Annotated in this window: 11 protein-coding genes; 10 read left to right on the top strand and 1 reads right to left on the bottom strand. The window is 47.3% G+C overall.

The annotated features are described in order from the left end of the window. Nucleotides 1-255 precede the first annotated feature (255 nt). The 10 genes from nusA to chrA all read left to right on the top strand — a co-directional run bounded on the left by nusA (nt 256) and on the right by chrA (nt 15,738). Nucleotides 256-1,386, top strand: coding sequence for a transcription termination/antitermination protein NusA (nusA, locus tag NG796_RS17615; RefSeq protein ID WP_261208176.1), 1,131 nt, complete (start codon nt 256-258; stop codon nt 1,384-1,386). A gap of 166 nt (nt 1,387-1,552) precedes the next feature. After that, a complete protein-coding gene (locus NG796_RS17610) occupies nt 1,553-3,508 on the top strand; it encodes an alpha-amylase family glycosyl hydrolase (protein WP_261208175.1) in 1,956 nt (651 codons plus the stop codon). Nucleotides 3,509-4,032: 524 nt separating this feature from the next. After that, on the top strand, nt 4,033-5,598 hold the full coding sequence (locus NG796_RS17605; RefSeq protein WP_261208174.1) for a leucine-rich repeat domain-containing protein: 1,566 nt from the start codon (nt 4,033-4,035) through the stop codon (nt 5,596-5,598). Nucleotides 5,599-5,902: 304 nt separating this feature from the next. Beyond that, nucleotides 5,903-7,909: an AMP-dependent synthetase/ligase gene (locus tag NG796_RS17600; RefSeq protein ID WP_261208172.1), complete on the top strand. Its 2,007-nt coding sequence runs from the start codon at nt 5,903-5,905 to the stop codon at nt 7,907-7,909. A gap of 85 nt (nt 7,910-7,994) precedes the next feature. Then, entirely contained in the window at nt 7,995-8,444 is a 450-nt protein-coding gene (locus NG796_RS17595) for a YlqD family protein (RefSeq protein ID WP_261208171.1), read from the top strand. Between the two features lie 192 nt (nt 8,445-8,636). Beyond that, the gene (locus NG796_RS17590) at nt 8,637-9,911 is read left to right on the top strand and encodes a dihydrolipoamide acetyltransferase family protein (protein ID WP_261208170.1); all 1,275 of its coding nucleotides are present in this window, start codon (nt 8,637-8,639) and stop codon (nt 9,909-9,911) included. A gap of 354 nt (nt 9,912-10,265) precedes the next feature. After that, nucleotides 10,266-10,976 (top strand): ROK family protein, encoded by a 711-nt coding sequence (locus tag NG796_RS17585; RefSeq protein ID WP_261208169.1) that lies wholly within the window; start codon nt 10,266-10,268, stop codon nt 10,974-10,976. A gap of 190 nt (nt 10,977-11,166) precedes the next feature. Further along, nucleotides 11,167-12,174, top strand: a complete 1,008-nt coding sequence (locus tag NG796_RS17580) for a zinc-dependent alcohol dehydrogenase family protein (RefSeq protein WP_261208168.1) — start codon at nt 11,167-11,169, stop codon at nt 12,172-12,174. Between the two features lie 181 nt (nt 12,175-12,355). Further along, on the top strand, nt 12,356-14,476 hold the full coding sequence (locus NG796_RS17575; protein ID WP_261208167.1) for a helix-hairpin-helix domain-containing protein: 2,121 nt from the start codon (nt 12,356-12,358) through the stop codon (nt 14,474-14,476). Between the two features lie 68 nt (nt 14,477-14,544). Further along, nucleotides 14,545-15,738 carry a chromate efflux transporter gene (gene chrA, locus NG796_RS17570; protein ID WP_261208166.1) on the top strand — a complete coding sequence of 398 codons (1,194 nt, stop codon included), beginning with the start codon at nt 14,545-14,547 and terminating at the stop codon, nt 15,736-15,738. 74 nt (nt 15,739-15,812) lie between these two features. Here chrA and NG796_RS17565 read toward each other — a convergent pair whose 3' ends face one another. Further along, nucleotides 15,813-17,192 carry a UDP-glucose dehydrogenase family protein gene (locus NG796_RS17565; RefSeq protein ID WP_261208165.1) on the bottom strand — a complete coding sequence of 460 codons (1,380 nt, stop codon included), beginning with the start codon at nt 17,190-17,192 and terminating at the stop codon, nt 15,813-15,815. Nucleotides 17,193-17,404: the final 212 nt, after the last annotated feature.

Raw genomic sequence — 17,404 nt, 5'->3', positions numbered from 1 at the left:
CATCTCCCCCATCTCCCCCATCTCCCCCATCTCCCCCATCTCCCCCATCTCCCCCATCTCCCCCATCTCCCCCATCTTCCCCATCTCCCCCATCTCCCCCATCTTCCCCATCTCCCCCATCTCCCCCATCTCCCCCATCTCCCCCATCTCCCCCATCCCCCCATCCCTGGGAATGATTAAAAAATGGGTGAGCTTTTCAGGTAAAATTCCCTAAGCGCAGAGCTACTTGGAACAGCGTTGTAGGAGGTGTTCTCAATGTCGATGGTCAGTCTTCCCGGACTCCGATCGCTGCTTGATACGATGAGTCAACAGCGCTCTTTACCGCCGCTTGCGGTCCAGGCAGCGCTGAAAGCTGCATTGCTGAAAGGATATGAGCGCTATCGTCGCAGCCAAATTCGCAACGATGAGGATTTTCCTGAAGACTACTTTGAAAATTTTGCGGTCAAACTTGACCTGAAGGCAGAAGGGTTTCGGGTGATTGCGACGAAAACGGTTGTGGAGACAGTGGAGGATAGCGATCGCGAAATTCCCCTGGATTTGGCGATTAAAAAGGGGGCAAAAGTCAAAGTCGGCGATCGCGTGATTGTGGATGTGACTCCCAATCAAGGAGATTTTGGACGTCTGGCGGCGTTACAAACCAAAACGGTCCTCACTCAAAAATTGCAAGAACAGCAGTGCAAATACATTCAAGAGACGTTTGCCGATCGCAAGGGGACCGTTCTGGTGGGTAAGGTCCTCAAAAGTGATGCCCGGGGGGTCATCTTGGGGGTCAGCGGAGGTGCGGGTCACCCCCTGGTGGAAGCCGAACTTCCCAAATATGAAAAGTTACCCAATGATGACTATCAAGAGGGTACAGAATTGAAGGTTTATCTAAAAAAAGTCTTCGATCGCCCCAGTTCTAAACCCATGTTACGGGTGTCCCGCGCTACGAGTTATCTGGTTTCCGGTTTGTTAAGCGATCGCGTTCCAGAAATTCGACAAGCGCGGGTTGAAATTAAAGGCGTAGCCCGGGATTCCATCCCTACGAAACCCGATATCGTCCCTCGCACTAAAATTGCGGTCCATGCTTTGGATCCGGACGTTGATCCGGTGGCTGCTTGTATCGGTAAACTGGGGGAACATCTCAATGCGATCGCCCAGGAAATCCCTGGGGAAAAAATCGAAGTGATTCCCTGGTCCGAGGACCCCGCCACTTATATTGCCAACGCTTTATCTCCGGCGCAAATTGAAGGGGCGATCGCCCTCGATTTGGAAAATCAATCGGCTGAGGTGATCGTTTCTCCGGATCAGTTGACAGTCGCCCTGGGGCCCGAGGACCAAAATCTCCAACTCGCTTCCCGTCTCACAGAGTGGAAAATCATCCTCAAAACCCTCCCAGAGACCTAGGGTTTCATCCACTCTAGGCCATCGCCCCCCGAGGCCCCCTTGTAGCGTCAGTTTTTGTTCCTTCAGATAGATGACTGACCTCATTTCGGGGGGTATGATTCAAGTGGTATTCAGGTACTTATACACTTAATTTTCTACCTTTTCTAACCTAGATCTCACAAAAGCTATGCAACCGACTTCCAGTTCAAAAGAAGAATCTCTCACATTTGGCTCCTCGCCCTCGAATGTTGACGCCTCTACCGGGGCTGAAAGGACCAGCCACAAAGAAGAAGAAGGAAACGAATTTGAGTTTCTTTTCACCCGGGCCATTGAATTTCGCCAAGAGACCATTTATTTTATCGTTGTAGACCGATTTTTTGATGGCGACCCCACCAATAGCGAAGGACCCAATCCCGAACTCTACGACCCCTCGGGAGAAGATTGGGGCAAATACTGGGGGGGAGATTTACAAGGCATCATTGACAAATTAGACTATCTCAAATCCCTCGGCATCACCGCCATTTGGTTAACTCCCTTGTTTGAACAAGTTGAAGCCTTATTTGTCGAACAAGCGGCCATTCATGGCTACTGGACCCGAGATTTTAAACGCCTCAATCCTCGCTTTATTGCCCCAGATGATAACCCCTCCCTCAACGCCACCCAAGATAGTCGCGATACAGTTTTTGACAAACTGATTGATGAGTTACACAAACGAGATATGAAACTCATTCTCGATATTGTCTGTAACCATAGTAACCCCGATTTTAGCGGGGTTAAGGGTGAACTTTATGATGATGGGGTGAAAATTGCTGATTTTAATGATGATAAAGAAAACTGGTATCACCACTATGGGGAGGTGACCAATTGGGAAGATGAATGGCAGGTGCAGAACTGCGAATTAGCAGGGTTGGCTACCTTTAACGAAAATAATATCCAATACCGCAACTATATCAAAGCGGCCATTAAACAATGGCTCGATCGCGGCGTCGATGCCTTGCGTGTGGATACGGTCAAACATATGCCCATCTGGTTTTGGCAGGAGTTCAACGCCGATATTCAATCTCATAAACCCGATGTTTTTATCTTTGGAGAATGGATTTATAACCACCCCAATGAGGAGCGATCGGTCAGCTTTGCCAATGAATCCGGAATGACCATTTTGGACTTTGGTTTAGCTACCGCAATTCGGGAAGCTTTGGCAGTCAATGCCGCCCCCGGATTTCAAATGATCCAGTCTATTTTTGACCAGGATTCTCGCTATAATGCCGCCACGGAACTGATTACCTTTATTGATAATCATGATATGCATCGGTTCCAAACCTTGAACCCGGACCCCGATGCCTTACGTTTGGGGATTAATTTAATTATGACTTGCCGGGGAATTCCCTGTATCTATTACGGGACCGAGCAGTATCTGCATAACGACACCAACGGAGATAGTAATCCCTACGGCAACAACGACCCCTACAACCGTCCCATGATGGAAAACTGGGATACAGATACCCCGATTTATCGGGATATTCGCTTACTCTCCGGGGTGCGTCGTCTGAATCCTGCGGTTTCCCTGGGCAGTCAATGGAGTAAATACCTCACCGCTGATGTGTATGCCTATGTGCGCCGATATCGGGATTCCGTCTGCTTCGTGGCGATGAATCGCGGAGAAGCAACCACCATTGATGTACACACAGATTTACCCGATGGGGAACATACCTGTATTTTGACTCGGCGCAAACTGGAAGTGCAGGGGGGAATGTTACATCAATTAGAACTGGGTGCTAAAGAGGCAGTCGTCATCAGTCATGTTGGGGAACGGATTAAAGGGACCGTCTTAGTGCGAGCTCATTTGAATGGACTTTCCACCAACGTGGGTCAATATGTGGTAGTCACCGGAGATTGTCCAGAATTAGGGAATTGGGATATTAACCAAGCCTATCCCTTGGAGTATATCAACTCGAATACCTGGTTTGCCGAAATCCCATTTGAGGAGAGTGCCGGAAAGGCGATCGCCTATAAATATGCGATCGTGTATAAAGATGAACATGGCAACAATGCCGCACTCGCCACCCGAGAAAACATCGTCTGTCGTCGCTGGTTATTAGCCGATGAAGGCACAGTCAAATGGATTGACAAGTGGGCGTATTGATGTGATAGGGGGAATCGAAGGGCGATCGGTTTCCTCACCCATTCCTTAACCGCATAAACGCCGATTTGGAAACCAAACCCCATACTGTAGGGGCGATTCGCGGATCGCCCAAAACAAATCTCATCCTTAAATCCCATCCCACAATCGAGATGAAATGCTCCTAGCGAGTAAGATGCTTGCACTCCTAATCTCTTGGACTCTAAGCATCTTGCTTCCTAGAATTATCTCACTTAGGTACTCACTCCCATCAGAAACCTGATATCCTCAGTCTTCTCCTAAATCTGACCGCTGTACCAACACAACGGCCCAAAATAGGTTACCCTACAATAAAAACCAGACAGCAGCGAATATCCGCGATCGGCGAACCCACCCCCCTAAAGGCGCAGCATTGCCCTATAAATTGGGGAGTAGACTGAAAAATGCACCTCCCAAATATCACCCCTCCCCCGGCAAACCAACCCCTACCAACCCTACCCCATCCGCCTGAGTCAAAAAAAGCCCGACAAGTAAGCTAAGATTGAGTGATGATTTTTAACTATTTCAAAAATCTAAAATGTAGCAAAATTATCAAACAAGCTGCCAAGGATAAGGTAACGTCCCTAGAGCTTTCAAAACTGGGGCTGACAAAGCTGCCGCCGGAAATCGGGCAGCTTTCCAAGCTAACCCAGCTAAATCTCTCCGACAATAAATTAAATGCGCTGCCGCCGGAAATCGGGCAGCTTTCCAATCTAACCCAGCTAAATCTCTCCGACAATAAATTAAGTGCGCTGCCGCCGGAAATCGGGCAGCTTTCCAATCTAACCCAGTTAAATTTCTCCAATAATAAATTAAGTGCGCTGCCGCCGGAAATTGGGCAAATTTCCCATCTAACCCAGCTAAATCTTAGTTGGAATCAAATAAGTGTATTACCACCGGAAATCGGGCAACTTCCCAATCTGATAGAGCTAAATCTATGCGATAATCAACTAAGTGCGCTGCCGCCGGAAATTGGGAAACTTTTTAATCTAATACAGCTCAATCTTAGCTGGAATCGAATAAGTGCATTACCGTCGGAAATTGGGAAACTTTTTAATCTAACACACCTAGATCTTAGCTGGAATCAAGTAAGCTGTTTGCCGCCAGAAATCGGGCAAATTTCCAATTTGATAAAGCTAAATCTCTGGGACAATCAACTCAGTGCGCTGCCGCCGGAAATTGGGCAACTTTTTAATCTGACAGAGCTAAATCTCTGGGACAATCAACTAAGTACACTGCCGCCGGAAATCGGACAACTTTCCCACCTAACAAAGCTAAACCTCTGGGACAATCAACTCAGTGCGCTGCCGCCGGAAATCGGGCAACTTTTCAATCTAACAGAACTAAACCTCGGCGGCAATCCCCTCTCCTCTATACCTCCGGAAATCTTAACCCAAGGCAGCGATGCCACCTTAGCCTATCTGCGTGAACAACTCTACATCGAACAACCCCAATGGGTCTCCAAACTCATCCTATTAGGCGAGGGGAGAGGGGACAAAACCTCCTTTTTAAAAGTGTTAAATGATGAGTTTGTAAAAATGGATTTAGACTGTCTTGATTCAGAATCGCCTGGTTATGACTTAGGATATGGGGAGGTAGAAGTGGATAAAAATTCCTTTTTAAAAATGTTAAATGATGAATTAGGGAAAATAGATTTAGGCTGTCTTGATTCAGAATCGTCCGGTGATGACTTAGGATGCATGGATTTAGTCAGTCTTGATTCAAATACCTCTGAAAATTTAAGGGATAGCAACCTTGCCGAATTTTATGAAGAGACTGACGAAAATGCGATCAATATGTCAAATTTATTTGGAAAAACTGTAGCAGATGACCTGGGAAACTTTGATTTAGAAGGGTTAGGAGAAGAATCGGCCTCCAACGATGACCTCGCCGACCTGAATTTAGAGGGATTTGGATACTCAATTTTTGACGATGCCCTCGGAGAGTTAAACTTCGATGGGTTAGGAGAGGATGACTCAGAAGATCCGTTGGGGGATGTCGATTGGGATGCATTAGCGGATGAGGGGGACTCTGAAGACGAGTCAGAAATATTTGATTTTTTGAATGACTTCTAAAGGACTAATTCAGCACCAACAATTAAGGCAGGAGAATCAATTGTATGACTGTTTCTCCATTTGAAGCGCTCATCGGGGTTTTTACGGAGTTTTTGATAATTAGTGTTACATTTGGGCAAAAACCCGATTTCTGGTGTAGGGGATTTTTAGTCTTTCTCTGTAAAAGCGCCATACTGTTCCCACATCTGTTCCGATTGCTGGGGTGTTCCAGTTGGCAAACTGTCCCTATGAACCCATACCGGATCAAACGGACTCGGAAATACTAAACTCTTAGAGACATCTTTATTTTTAGAGGTTAATAGCGATGAGTCAGATTGCTTATTCAACCGATACCACTATCAGCGATCGCGAACGGGGATATTTACAGCTTCCCCCGGATTATACGGCGATTCAATCTATGCCGGAAGTGTGGCCCCTGGCCCGATCGCAGTTTGGCAATACTCTGGCATTGTGTGACCCCCATGCTAAACCCGTGGTGGAGTTGACTTTTGGTCAATTATGCGAGCAAATTCAGCAGTTTGCCGCTGGGGTGCAATCCTTGGGATTACCGGCGATCGCCGATCATCTCCCCCCCCGAGTTGCCCTGTTTTCTAACGATAGTCCCCGGTGGATGATTGCGGACCAAGGATTGATGAGGGCAGGTGCAGCGGATGTGGTGCGCGGTTCTGATGCCGATCTCGAGGAGTTGTTGTTTATTCTCCAAAATAGCGGCAGTATGGGTTTGGTGGTAGAAAATCTCGCCTTACTCAAAAAACTCCGCCCTCAACTGGATGACTTACCCATCCAGTGGATTATCTATCTCTCCGATGAATCTCTACCCACCGATGATACTCTGCCTGTAAAAATTTTATCCTTTCAACAGGTGATGGAAAAAGGGGCCGCTTCTACCTTGCAACCCGTCACCCTCACCCGGGAGACTTTGGCAACTTTAATTTACACCTCCGGAACCACGGGTAAACCCAAAGGGGTGATGCTAAGTCATGGTAACCTATTACATCAAATCGAGAACCTGCCGACGATTCTACAACCGGAACCGGGCGATCGCATCATTACCATTCTCCCAACTTGGCACAGTTTTGGGCGCATGGGTCAATACTTTCTCCTCTCCCGAGGGTGCAGTCAGTTTTACACGAATATTCGCTATCTAAAAGCCGATTTAAAAGAATATCACCCCAAATATACGTTCGGTGTCCCCCGCCTCTGGGAATCGATTTATGAAGGGGTACAAAAGCAATTTCGGGAACAACCCGCCAATCGCCAAAAATTGGTTAAAACCTTCTTTGGGTTTTCCCAAAGTTATATAGAAGCGGGTCGGATTTTGCAGGGATTGCAGTTGCAACTCAAACCCGCTTCTGGGAGTGAAAAACTCCTGGCGGCAATCAAACGGGCGGTATTCTGGCCCCTCCATGCTTTGGGCGATCGCCTCGTATATCAGAAAGTCCGCCAAGCGACGGGGGGCCAGCTCAAATATGTGATTAGTGGCGGCGGGTCCCTTGCCATGCATATCGAAAATTTCTTTGAAATTATTGGGATTGATGTGCTCGTAGGGTATGGGTTGACCGAAACTACGCCAGTCTTGACAGCGCGCCGGTTTTGGCATAATCTGCGGGGTTCTGCGGGTCGTCCCATTCCGTACACCGAATTACGAATCGTTCACCCTGAAACCGGCAAACCCCTACAAATGGGGGAACGGGGTTTAGTGTTGGCGCGGGGTCCTCAAATTATGCAGGGTTACTACCAAAATCCCGAAGCGACACGCAAGGCGATCGACCCCGACGGATGGTTTGATACAGGGGATTTGGGGTGGTTGACTCCGGGTAATGATTTAGTCCTCACGGGTCGCGCCAAAGATACCATTGTTTTGACCAACGGGGAAAATATCGAACCCCAACCGATTGAAGATGCCTGTATCCGTAGTCCTTATATTGACCAAATGATGCTCGTGGGTCAGGACCAAAAGTGCCTCGGGGCCTTGATTGTGCCGAATTTTGAAGCCCTGAAACAGTGGGCCGAGTCCCAAAACCTGTCCTTGCGTCTGCCGGAAACCATTTCTCAAGGGAATCCTCCCCCAGCATCGGGAACCGCAGAAATTGACCTGTCTAGTCCTGAGATTGAGAACCTGTTCCGCCAGGAGTTAAATCGGGAGGTGAAAAACCGTCCGGGATATCGTCCTGATGACCGCATTGGACCCTTCCAGCTTTTGAGTGAGCCCTTTACGATGGAGAATGGAATGCTCACCCAAACCCTGAAAATTAAGCGGCCCGTGATTACCGAACGGTACGGCGATCGCATTGACAAAATGTTTATTTGATCCCCCTTAGCCCCGTGGCATGGTAGCATAACGGGGCCAATTCTCGGCAAAATTTCTACTTAAACCTTGATCTAGGTCACCTAATATGGATGTCTCTAACTCGAAATTACTGTTGAAGCGGAATACCATTATCAAAGCGATCGTGACCCCGCGCTGGAAAGAAGAAGTTCAGCAGCAACTCCAAGGACAAATCAATCAAATTGATGCCCAACTTCAACAGCTTGAAATGCAAGCCCAGCAGATGATTTCAGAGATCCAAAAACAGAGCATTCAACCCCCCGGACCGCAAGTCCAGCAACAAATTGAGTCGGTGAAAATGCAGGCCAATCAACGGCAAAGAGAAATGCTGGATCAGAAAAATCAAATTCTTCAAAATCTGCAACAAGTCCAGACTTTGGAAATGGGTCAAGAAGTCGCCAGCGGACAAATGGATAGTTTTTTCTATTTGGAACGTGGGGATGATTTAATCAAAAAAATGCAGATAGAAGTCGTCTTGCGCGATGGCGTCGTTGAGGAAATTCGCGGCGATTTGTAGTCGCTAGGGTGGGGAGATGGGGAAGGTAGGGGAGATGGGGAAGGTAGGGGAGATGGGGAAGGTAGGGGAGAGAGATATAGTTGATGCTGTATCCTCTCGGCTGCAAATCAGGGGAAATTTTCTCGGGGGACGGATCAAGGTAGAATAAAAACTTGCTTTATTTTAGTTTTGAGCGTCGAAAAGAAGCTACCTATGATTAACGAAGTGTTCATGCCTGCTCTGAGTTCCACGATGACCGAAGGCAAAATTGTCTCTTGGGAAAAAGCGCCGGGGGACAAAGTGGAGAAGGGCGAAACAGTGGTTGTAGTGGAGTCTGACAAAGCAGACATGGACGTAGAGTCCTTCTATGAAGGATATCTCGCTACGATCCTCGTCCAAGCCGGGGAAGCGGCCCCCGTCGGTGCGCCGATCGCTTTGTTAGCCGAAACGGAAGCCGAAATCGAACAGGCGAAGCAGCAAGGGGCCAACCTCAGCAATAAATCCGCTCAACCGGCAGCCCCTGCTCAGTCTACCCCATCCCCTGCGCCAGAACCGGCAATGGCGACGGCGGGATCGACCTCCAATCGTCAAAATGGCCGCATGGTTGCTTCTCCTCGGGCCAAAAAATTGGCGAAGGAATATAAAGTGGACTTGGCAACCCTCTCCGGCAGTGGTCCTTTTGGTCGGATTGTGGCGGAAGATGTAGAAGCGGCAGCAGGTAAGGCCCCAGCCGCGATCGCCCCCCCACCGCAACCCACGGTAGCAGCACCCCCGAGGATTGCCACCCAGGCGGTCCCTGCGGCCCCCGCAGCCTCGGGAGATGTGGTCCCCTTCAATACCCTGCAAAATGCGGTGGTGCGGAATATGGTGGCGTCATTGCAGGTGCCGATTTTCCATGTAGGCTATACGATTACTACCGATCAGTTAGACAAGCTCTACAAACAGATTAAGTCCAAAGGGGTAACCATGACTGCCCTCCTGGCAAAAGCTGTGGCCCTCACGTTACAGAAACATCCCTTACTCAATGCCAGTTGTGTAGAGGGCGGTATCCAACATCATGGTAATATCAATATTGCGGTAGCGGTGGCAATGGGAGATGGCGGTTTAATTACGCCGGTGCTGCAAAATGCTGACCAAATGGATATTTATTCCCTGTCTCGCACTTGGAAAGATTTAGTAGAACGCGCCCGAGTCAAACAGTTGCAACCGACGGAGTATAATAGCGGGACTTTTACCCTGTCTAATTTGGGAATGTATGGGGTGGATAGTTTTGATGCGATTCTGCCTCCGGGTCAAGGGTCGATTCTCGCCATAGGTGGGGCGAAAAATCAAGTGGTTGCCACGGAAGATGGCATGATGGGCGTCCGGCGACAAATGCGGGTCAATATCACCTGTGACCACCGGATTATCTATGGTGCCGATGCAGCGGCATTCCTGCAAGATTTAGCCAAGCTGATTGAAACCAATTCTCAGTCTCTGACGATGTAGGGATTGAGTGAGGGAAGAAACCTAACCCCCCAGCCCCCTTCCCTGCGAGGGAAGGGGGATTCGGAAGGACAGATGATACTTAATCAGGTATTATACTTGATTAATGTTATACTTTTCTGCTAGAATAGACGGGAAGTTGTTAGATTTTCTGGACAGTCAAGACCGAGATTTCTGATATATCCCTTCCAACAAGACAAAATTTTTTATACCTCCCTCTGCTCTTAAGGGGAGGGCCGGGGAGGGGTTTCTTCAGTAGATTGACGCACAGTAAGTATCCTGTAATTGGAAGGATGAAGGGGGATACTGACACGGGATTTATCCTTCATCCTTCTGCAGTCCTCATCCTATAGTGCAATGGTGAATCAAGTGGAATCCATAAAAACTCTAGCGGTTGATATTGGCGGTAGTGGCACGAAGACAATAGTCTTAGATGCAGCAGGGGAAGCGGTGACAACCCGTAACCGCGTTCCCACTCCGAATCCGGCTAAACCAGCACCTGTAATTGAGGCGATCGCCGGTTTAGCGAAAGAACAAGGTGAGTTTGCTCGGGTTTCCGTCGGCTTTCCGGGGGTGGTTCGGAATGGAATCGTCTACACTGCGGTTAATTTACACCCGGATTGGGTAGAATTCAATCTCGCTGAAGCGCTGACGAATGTCTTAGAAAAACCTGTTCGGGTTTGCAATGATGCAGATATCCAAGGTTTAGGTGCAATTTCAGGGAAAGGGGTCGAACTCACGATTACCCTGGGGACGGGGTTTGGTAGTGCTTTGTTTGTGAATGGAGCACTGGTTCCCAATTTGGAACTGGGACATCATCCATTCCGCAAAAGTCAAACCTACGAGGAACAATTGGGACGTGCGGCATTGGATAAAGTCGGGGATAGACGCTGGAATCGCCGATTACAAAAAGCGATCGCCAATTTAGAACATTTGTTTAATTACGATCGCCTCTACATCGGTGGCGGTGAAGCCAAAAAAATCACCTTTGATTTACCCGCTAAAGTCACCATTGTTCCCAATATCAGCGGGTTATTAGGGGGAATTGCCTTGTGGCGGGACCCGTAACTCCATCCCGGAAGAGGCGATCGCCTTCTCCCTTTCCCTAGATTTAGCTCAAAATTTGGCAATTAGACCTAATACAGGTGAAGTGAGTAGGAAGTTAGTAGGGTAAGTCATCTTCATCTTACCCTACGGTTAGGCTCTAGGCCAGACCAAGTGTCAGTCATTCGATAAAACAAACTCTTGAGGAAAGACTATGAAAGCAGTTATCATGACCGGATCAGGCGCAGCAGCGGATGTCTTGAAAGTGCAAGATATTCCGGGTCCGCAATTAGACGGCGATCGCGATATTTTAGTCCGTCTTCATGCTGCCGGGGTCAATCCCATTGATACCAAAATCCGCAAACGGGGAACCTTTCACCCGGACCTCACCCCGGATATCCTGGGATGTGATGGAGCAGGAGTTGTCGAGGCGATCGCCTCTGGGGTCCAAACCCTTAATGTGGGAGATGAAGTATATTTTTGTAATGGGGGATTAGGTGGACCTCACGGCAACTATGCCGAATATATTGCGATCGATGAACGATTTGTCGCCAAAAAACCTTCCTCTCTCAGCTTTGTAGAAGCGGCTGCTGCACCCCTCGTCCTGATTACTGCCTGGGAAGCACTCTACGATCGCGCGGGTCTACAACCGGGCCAAAAAGTGCTAATTCAGGCCGGTGCAGGGGGTGTCGGTCATGTCGCCATCCAATTGGCTAAACTCAAAGGTGCTGAAGTTGCTACCACCGTCAGCACTCCCGAAAAAGCCGAATTTGTCCGCAAATTGGGGGCTGATTTAGTCATTTTATACAAAGAACAAAATGTCATCGAGACCGTGATGGACTGGACCAATGGGGAAGGTGCAGATATCGGATTTGATACCGTCGGTGACAAAACCTTTTTTGAAACCGCTGAAGCGGTGCGCTTATATGGAGATGTGGTTACCATTTTAGAACCCAATCCAGAGCATGGCACGTTAAAAACTTCTCGACTCCGTAATCATCGCATCAGTTTTGAATTAATGCTGACTCCGATGTTACAAAATCGCATTCCGGAACAAGAAGACCAAGGCAAAATGTTACAACAATGTGCAAGCCTATTTGATGAAGGCAAGTTAATGATTCATGTGGGTAAAACCTTCCCCCTAGAACAAGCTGTTGCGGCACATGAGTTATTAGAAACGGGTTCGATGCAAGGAAAAATTGTCCTCACAATGGGCAGTTAATCCTTTCGGTGTCACGACTTCAGGTATCTCTTTGTGAAAGGGGGATAATGACTGAAGTCGTGACACCGACACGGGGAAAGACCTCTTGAAAATATTTTTAATATCAATTAAATTAATCAAGATTTGCATGAAAAAGCGAGTTATTTTATTTTTTATAATTATTCTAAATTTAATTTTCAATTTGATAACTTCCCTCCCGGCTTATGCAGAAATTACCCCATTAAATAATCCGAATCCAGACACTCTGGAACGTCTCACCCTAGAGCAATTACAACAGCGAATTACCTCCCCGATTATTTCGGAAGGAGTGCGGACGATTGACTTGCGGGAGTTTTTGATTGATTTAACCCCGAGTAATGCCGAATTTAGAGACCGATTTTATCCGTTGTTACAAAATCAACTGAATCGGTCCGGAACTCCTATCGCTTTAGATTTATCCTATTCCATCATTCAGGGAGACTTTGATGGAAATGAGTTGGGATTGAGAGCACCGCTTTATGGAGAGGCATTTTTACCCTTATTCTCAGAACAAGAGCGATCGCAACTGCAACGCGATCGCACCCGATTGGCAAGGTTAAGTCAACTCTCGCGATCGCTACTGGGAGTTCCCCCAGAACAAGTCGAAATTACCCTCTTCCAAGAACCCATTAAACTGGTTCACACTCATTTCCAAGGAGAAGTTCATTTTAACCATAGTTTCTTCCTCAATCGCGTTGAAGCAATGGGAGCAATTTTTGATAAATTGGCCGATTGGTCCGAAACTCGGTTTAGTAAACTCAGCAACTTTGCTGGAGCAAACTTTGTGGCAGAAGCGCGATTTCAGGGAAGCATCTTTTTTGAAGCTATAGGATTTAATCACGGGTTATTTCAAGGAAACGCAAATTTTAAAGCGACTCGGTTTGAGGGGTCGGGTAATTTTAATCAAGTTCTGTTTAACCAGGGGTCTAATTTTACGCGATCGCAGTGGAATGGTAATGCGGATTTTAGTGGCTGTCAATGGGAAAATCCTGCTTTATTTGACCGCGCTAAGTTTAATGAATCTCTATTTTTAACCGAAATAACATTCCGGAATCTAGCCAGTTTCCGAGAAACTGCCTTTAATCAATCTATCAATTTGCGGGAAGCAAGTCTGCGCGATCGCGTCGCCTTTAGCGATACAACCTTTGCCAATTCTGCTTTTATTAATGTAGCCGGATTACGCTTTGATTCAGAATCCGCTAGAATTACGGGTGACCCCGGACAAATTGGCAAAAAACTCTCCCTCCCCAGTCTCTCTGGCAATGAAACTCTCCTGCGTCAATTAGTCCGGAATTTCCGACAACAAGAACAAATTGCTGATGCCAATCAGATGGAATATTTAACGGAAAACCTCCGGCAAGAGAGTCTATTTCATCAATTAATCGGGATTAATATTAATACGGCTTCTCAGAAACAATTAATCAAACTGGGATTATCAGAAACTCAAGCCGATGCCATCATTCACAGTCAAGATGAGCGGATTTTCGGCAGTCTCAGCGAAGTCCTAAATTTACCCGAAATTGACCTATCGAGTTACATCAAACTCCGCGATCGCGCTGTTGCCGGTGAACCCCTTTCCCTCCCCGGATGGTTGCGAACCGCCATCCAGTGGTTAGGATTAAGTGCACTGCTACTGCTAACCCACTACGGCACCAGTTTTTGGCTGATTTTCGGTGTAGGATTAGTGGCGATCGCCTATTTCAGCTTATTATTTTGGTTCGTTGATCGTTATCGGCGCATCCTTCCCAAACCCATCATTCCTACCGCCTTTGAAACCCCTTGGATGCTATCCACTTGCCTAGGATTAGCGAGTATTGGACTATTCGCCATTATTCGCACCAGTAGCGAACCTTTTTTGACCCTAACCTGCTTAGGAATTCTGATTATCCCCATCCCCACCCTTTTAATCATCATTCTCTACAAAAAAGGCCGCTATCATAACCTTATTGACTCCAGCTACTTCGTAGAAGATACCGGAATGCGCCAACTCCGTTTAGCGATCGGACGCTTACCCATTATTCCCCGCTTTCCTACCATGAGAGAACGCTATCTCCCCCTCCTGTGGAACCGCCGCTGGAACTGGCTTAATTATTACGATTTCAGCCTCAATAACCTCCTAAAATTTGGCTTTAATGATATCCGTCTCCGAGATGAACATCTCCCCGGTATTGTCTCCAGTTTAGTCTGGTATCAATGGACCCTTGGCTTACTTTATCTCAGTCTCTTACTCTGGACCCTCTCCCGAACTATCCCCGGATTAAACCTCCTCATTTATCTCAAATAACCGTTCTCCCCTCTCCTCTCTTCCTTCTGTAAAAATTCGTCAAATCTGTGGTTAAAACTCCCTAAACAATGACCTTTTCTCACCTCTCAGAACTCGCGCAAATCTTCCTCAAACTCGGCATCATTGGATTTGGTGGTCCAGCGGCACATATTGCTATGATGGAAGATGAAGTTGTCCATCAGCGGCAATGGTTAACCCAAGAACAATTTCTGGACCTCGTAGGTGCGACTAATTTAATTCCCGGACCCAATTCAACTGAAATGGCGATTCATATCGGCTATATTTATGCCGGTGGGTTGGGATTAATCGTTGCGGGAACTTGTTTTGTTGTTCCTGCCGTATTAATGACCGCAGCTTTGGCCTGGGGATATGTCCAATTTGGAGAATTACCCCAAGTTTATCCCTGGTTATATGGCATCAAACCGGCAGTTTTAGCCGTGATTTTTACCGCTTTATGGCGTTTGGGAAAAAAAGCAGTAAAGTCTCGGGAATTATTAATAATTGCGATCGCCACTGCGATGGCAGTCTGGTTGGGTATCAATGAAGTGTTTGCCTTGTTGTTAGGCGGACTCTTCGGTGCAATTTGGCTGAATTGGCGTAATCAACCGACTTTAGGCGCATGGCTTTTTGGGTTGTTTTTATCCCAAACTCCCCGCACTGTATCTCCAGTTAACCCTGAAATTTCTGAAGCTGTTCCCCTGTGGAAATTGGGGTTATTTTTCCTGAAAGTGGGTAGTGTTTTATATGGCAGTGGTTATGTGTTAATTGCCTTTTTACAGGGTCAATTAGTGGATGAATTGGGATGGGTGACTCAGCAACAATTATTAGATGCGGTGGCAATGGGTCAAGTCACTCCCGGTCCGTTGCTGACCACAGCGACTTTTATTGGTTATGTGATAGGCGGATTTCCCGGTGCAATGGTCTCAACCTTGGGGATTACTTTGCCATCGTTTCTGTTTGTATTAATTCTGAATCCTTGGATTCCCCGGTTGCGATCGCGCAAATGGACTTCAGCCTTTTTAGATGCCATTAATGTTAGTGCTGTGGCACTAATGGCGGTGGTGACGGTTCAATTAGCGGTGAGCACTCTGCGGATTAATTTTAGCGGAATACCCCTAGGAACTGCACTCCTGGGGATTGATTGGATTGCGACTTTGATTGCGGCGATCGCTGCTATTTGTGCCTTAATTTGGCGCATTAATGCTGCTTGGTTAGTCTTCGGAGGTGCGATCGCTGGTTGGCTAGTGAATCATATTTTCTAGCCAGTTCTGAACCCAATTAACCGACAATTGGCGGAGTTTTTCACCCCCACCAATTATCAGTTAATCCTTAAGACTTAAGACCGGCCAATTCCCACATAGCGGAACCCAGCTTTTTGCAGCATTTCCCGATCCAGGAAATTACGACCATCAATCATGACCGCATGGTTCATCAATTGCGCCATTTTCTCATAGTTCAAACTTTGGAATTGCTTCCAATCGGTGACAAGAACTAAGGCATCGCAACCATCCGCCAAGCGTTCTGGGTCGGTTTCCACCAATACCCCAGTCAATCCCTGACCAATCCCTGTTTGAGAAACAATGGGGTCATAAGCTTTCACTTTCGCACCCAGGCGGTTCAGTTGTTCGATTAAATTCAAGGCCGGTGCATCGCGCATATCGTCCGTATCGGGTTTGAAAGTTAACCCTAACAATCCAACCGTTTTACCTTTGAGGATTTTGAGTTCATGCTGCAATTTTTCAATGGCAATTTGACGCTGACGTTTGTTAACTTCGATCGCCGCTTTGAGTAACTGAGCATCATAGCCATAATCATCGGCAGTATGCACCATTGCCGACACATCTTTGGGGAAACAAGACCCCCCCCAACCAATACCGGCTTGGAGGAATTTAGTACCAATTCGGGAGTCGAGACCCATGCCTTTGGCAACTTGCACCACATCGGCACCAACGCGATCGCAAACGTTGGCGATTTCGTTGATAAAGCTAATTTTTGTCGCTAAGAATGCATTAGCGGCATATTTAATCATTTCTGCCGAACTAATGTCCGTCAAAACCACCGGAACTGGAGGTAAGGAAGCATCTTCAGCAAACTTGCGCTGGATGATGGGTTGATAGAGTTCTTCCATCATTTTTAAGGCGCGGGGATTGTTGCTACCAAGGACGATGCGATCGGGATTAAAGGTGTCATAAACCGCTGACCCTTCCCGAAGAAATTCGGGATTACTGACCACATCAAATTCCACACCCAATTTTTTGGCAGTTTCGTCTTTACTGCCTTCCTGTTGATGCCGTTCAGTGACTCCATCAAGGACAATCATCCGCACCCAGTCACCGGAACCAATAGGAACCGTGGACTTATTAACGATGACTTTATACCCTTTATCCAGATGAGCACCGATGCCTCGCGCTACGGCTTCTACATAGCGGGTATCACTTTCTCCCGTGGGGAGGGGAGGAGTACCCACCGCAATGAATAAAATCTCACCGTGGGAGACGCCATATTGTAAGTCGGTGGTAAATTCTAAACGTCCGGCTTCCGAGGCTTCTTGCATGATTTCAGACAGTCCCGGTTCATAAATTGGGGACCGTCCGGATTTCATTAATTTGACTTTTTCTTCGTTATTGTCCACACAGATCACATGGTGACCTGTGTAGGCTAAACAAGCGCCGGTGACTAAGCCAACGTATCCGGTACCAATAACACAAACGCGCATATAAGGTATCTCCTGCTCTCTTTATAGAAGTCTGTCCCAAGAAAAAGGGGGGGAAATCTTTTGAAAGGGATGGGGGGAGAAATACTCGGGAATCCCTAATTTTGCCCCCTTTTGATTTCATCCTAACTTTCAATTTTAGGCGATCGCTGCTTTTGGCTTCCCCGCTCCTTCATCCTGTCCAATTTTTGTATGCTGCACCCTGAAGGAATCGC

This window comes from Laspinema sp. D2d (assembly GCF_025370755.1).
Lineage (GTDB): Bacteria > Cyanobacteriota > Cyanobacteriia > Cyanobacteriales > Laspinemataceae > Laspinema.
Note: the sequence above shows the minus strand (reverse complement) of the source record. Positions and strands in the feature narration are given on the sequence as shown.

Coding starts and splice junctions, on each gene's coding strand:
- nusA (WP_261208176.1), top strand. CDS start 256: ATGTCGATGGTCAGTCTTCCCGGACTCCGATCGCTGCTTGATACGATG.
- NG796_RS17610 (WP_261208175.1), top strand. CDS start 1,553: ATGCAACCGACTTCCAGTTCAAAAGAAGAATCTCTCACATTTGGCTCC.
- NG796_RS17605 (WP_261208174.1), top strand. CDS start 4,033: ATGATTTTTAACTATTTCAAAAATCTAAAATGTAGCAAAATTATCAAA.
- NG796_RS17600 (WP_261208172.1), top strand. CDS start 5,903: ATGAGTCAGATTGCTTATTCAACCGATACCACTATCAGCGATCGCGAA.
- NG796_RS17595 (WP_261208171.1), top strand. CDS start 7,995: ATGGATGTCTCTAACTCGAAATTACTGTTGAAGCGGAATACCATTATC.
- NG796_RS17590 (WP_261208170.1), top strand. CDS start 8,637: ATGATTAACGAAGTGTTCATGCCTGCTCTGAGTTCCACGATGACCGAA.
- NG796_RS17585 (WP_261208169.1), top strand. CDS start 10,266: ATGGTGAATCAAGTGGAATCCATAAAAACTCTAGCGGTTGATATTGGC.
- NG796_RS17580 (WP_261208168.1), top strand. CDS start 11,167: ATGAAAGCAGTTATCATGACCGGATCAGGCGCAGCAGCGGATGTCTTG.
- chrA (WP_261208166.1), top strand. CDS start 14,545: ATGACCTTTTCTCACCTCTCAGAACTCGCGCAAATCTTCCTCAAACTC.
- NG796_RS17565 (WP_261208165.1), bottom strand. CDS start 17,192: ATGCGCGTTTGTGTTATTGGTACCGGATACGTTGGCTTAGTCACCGGC.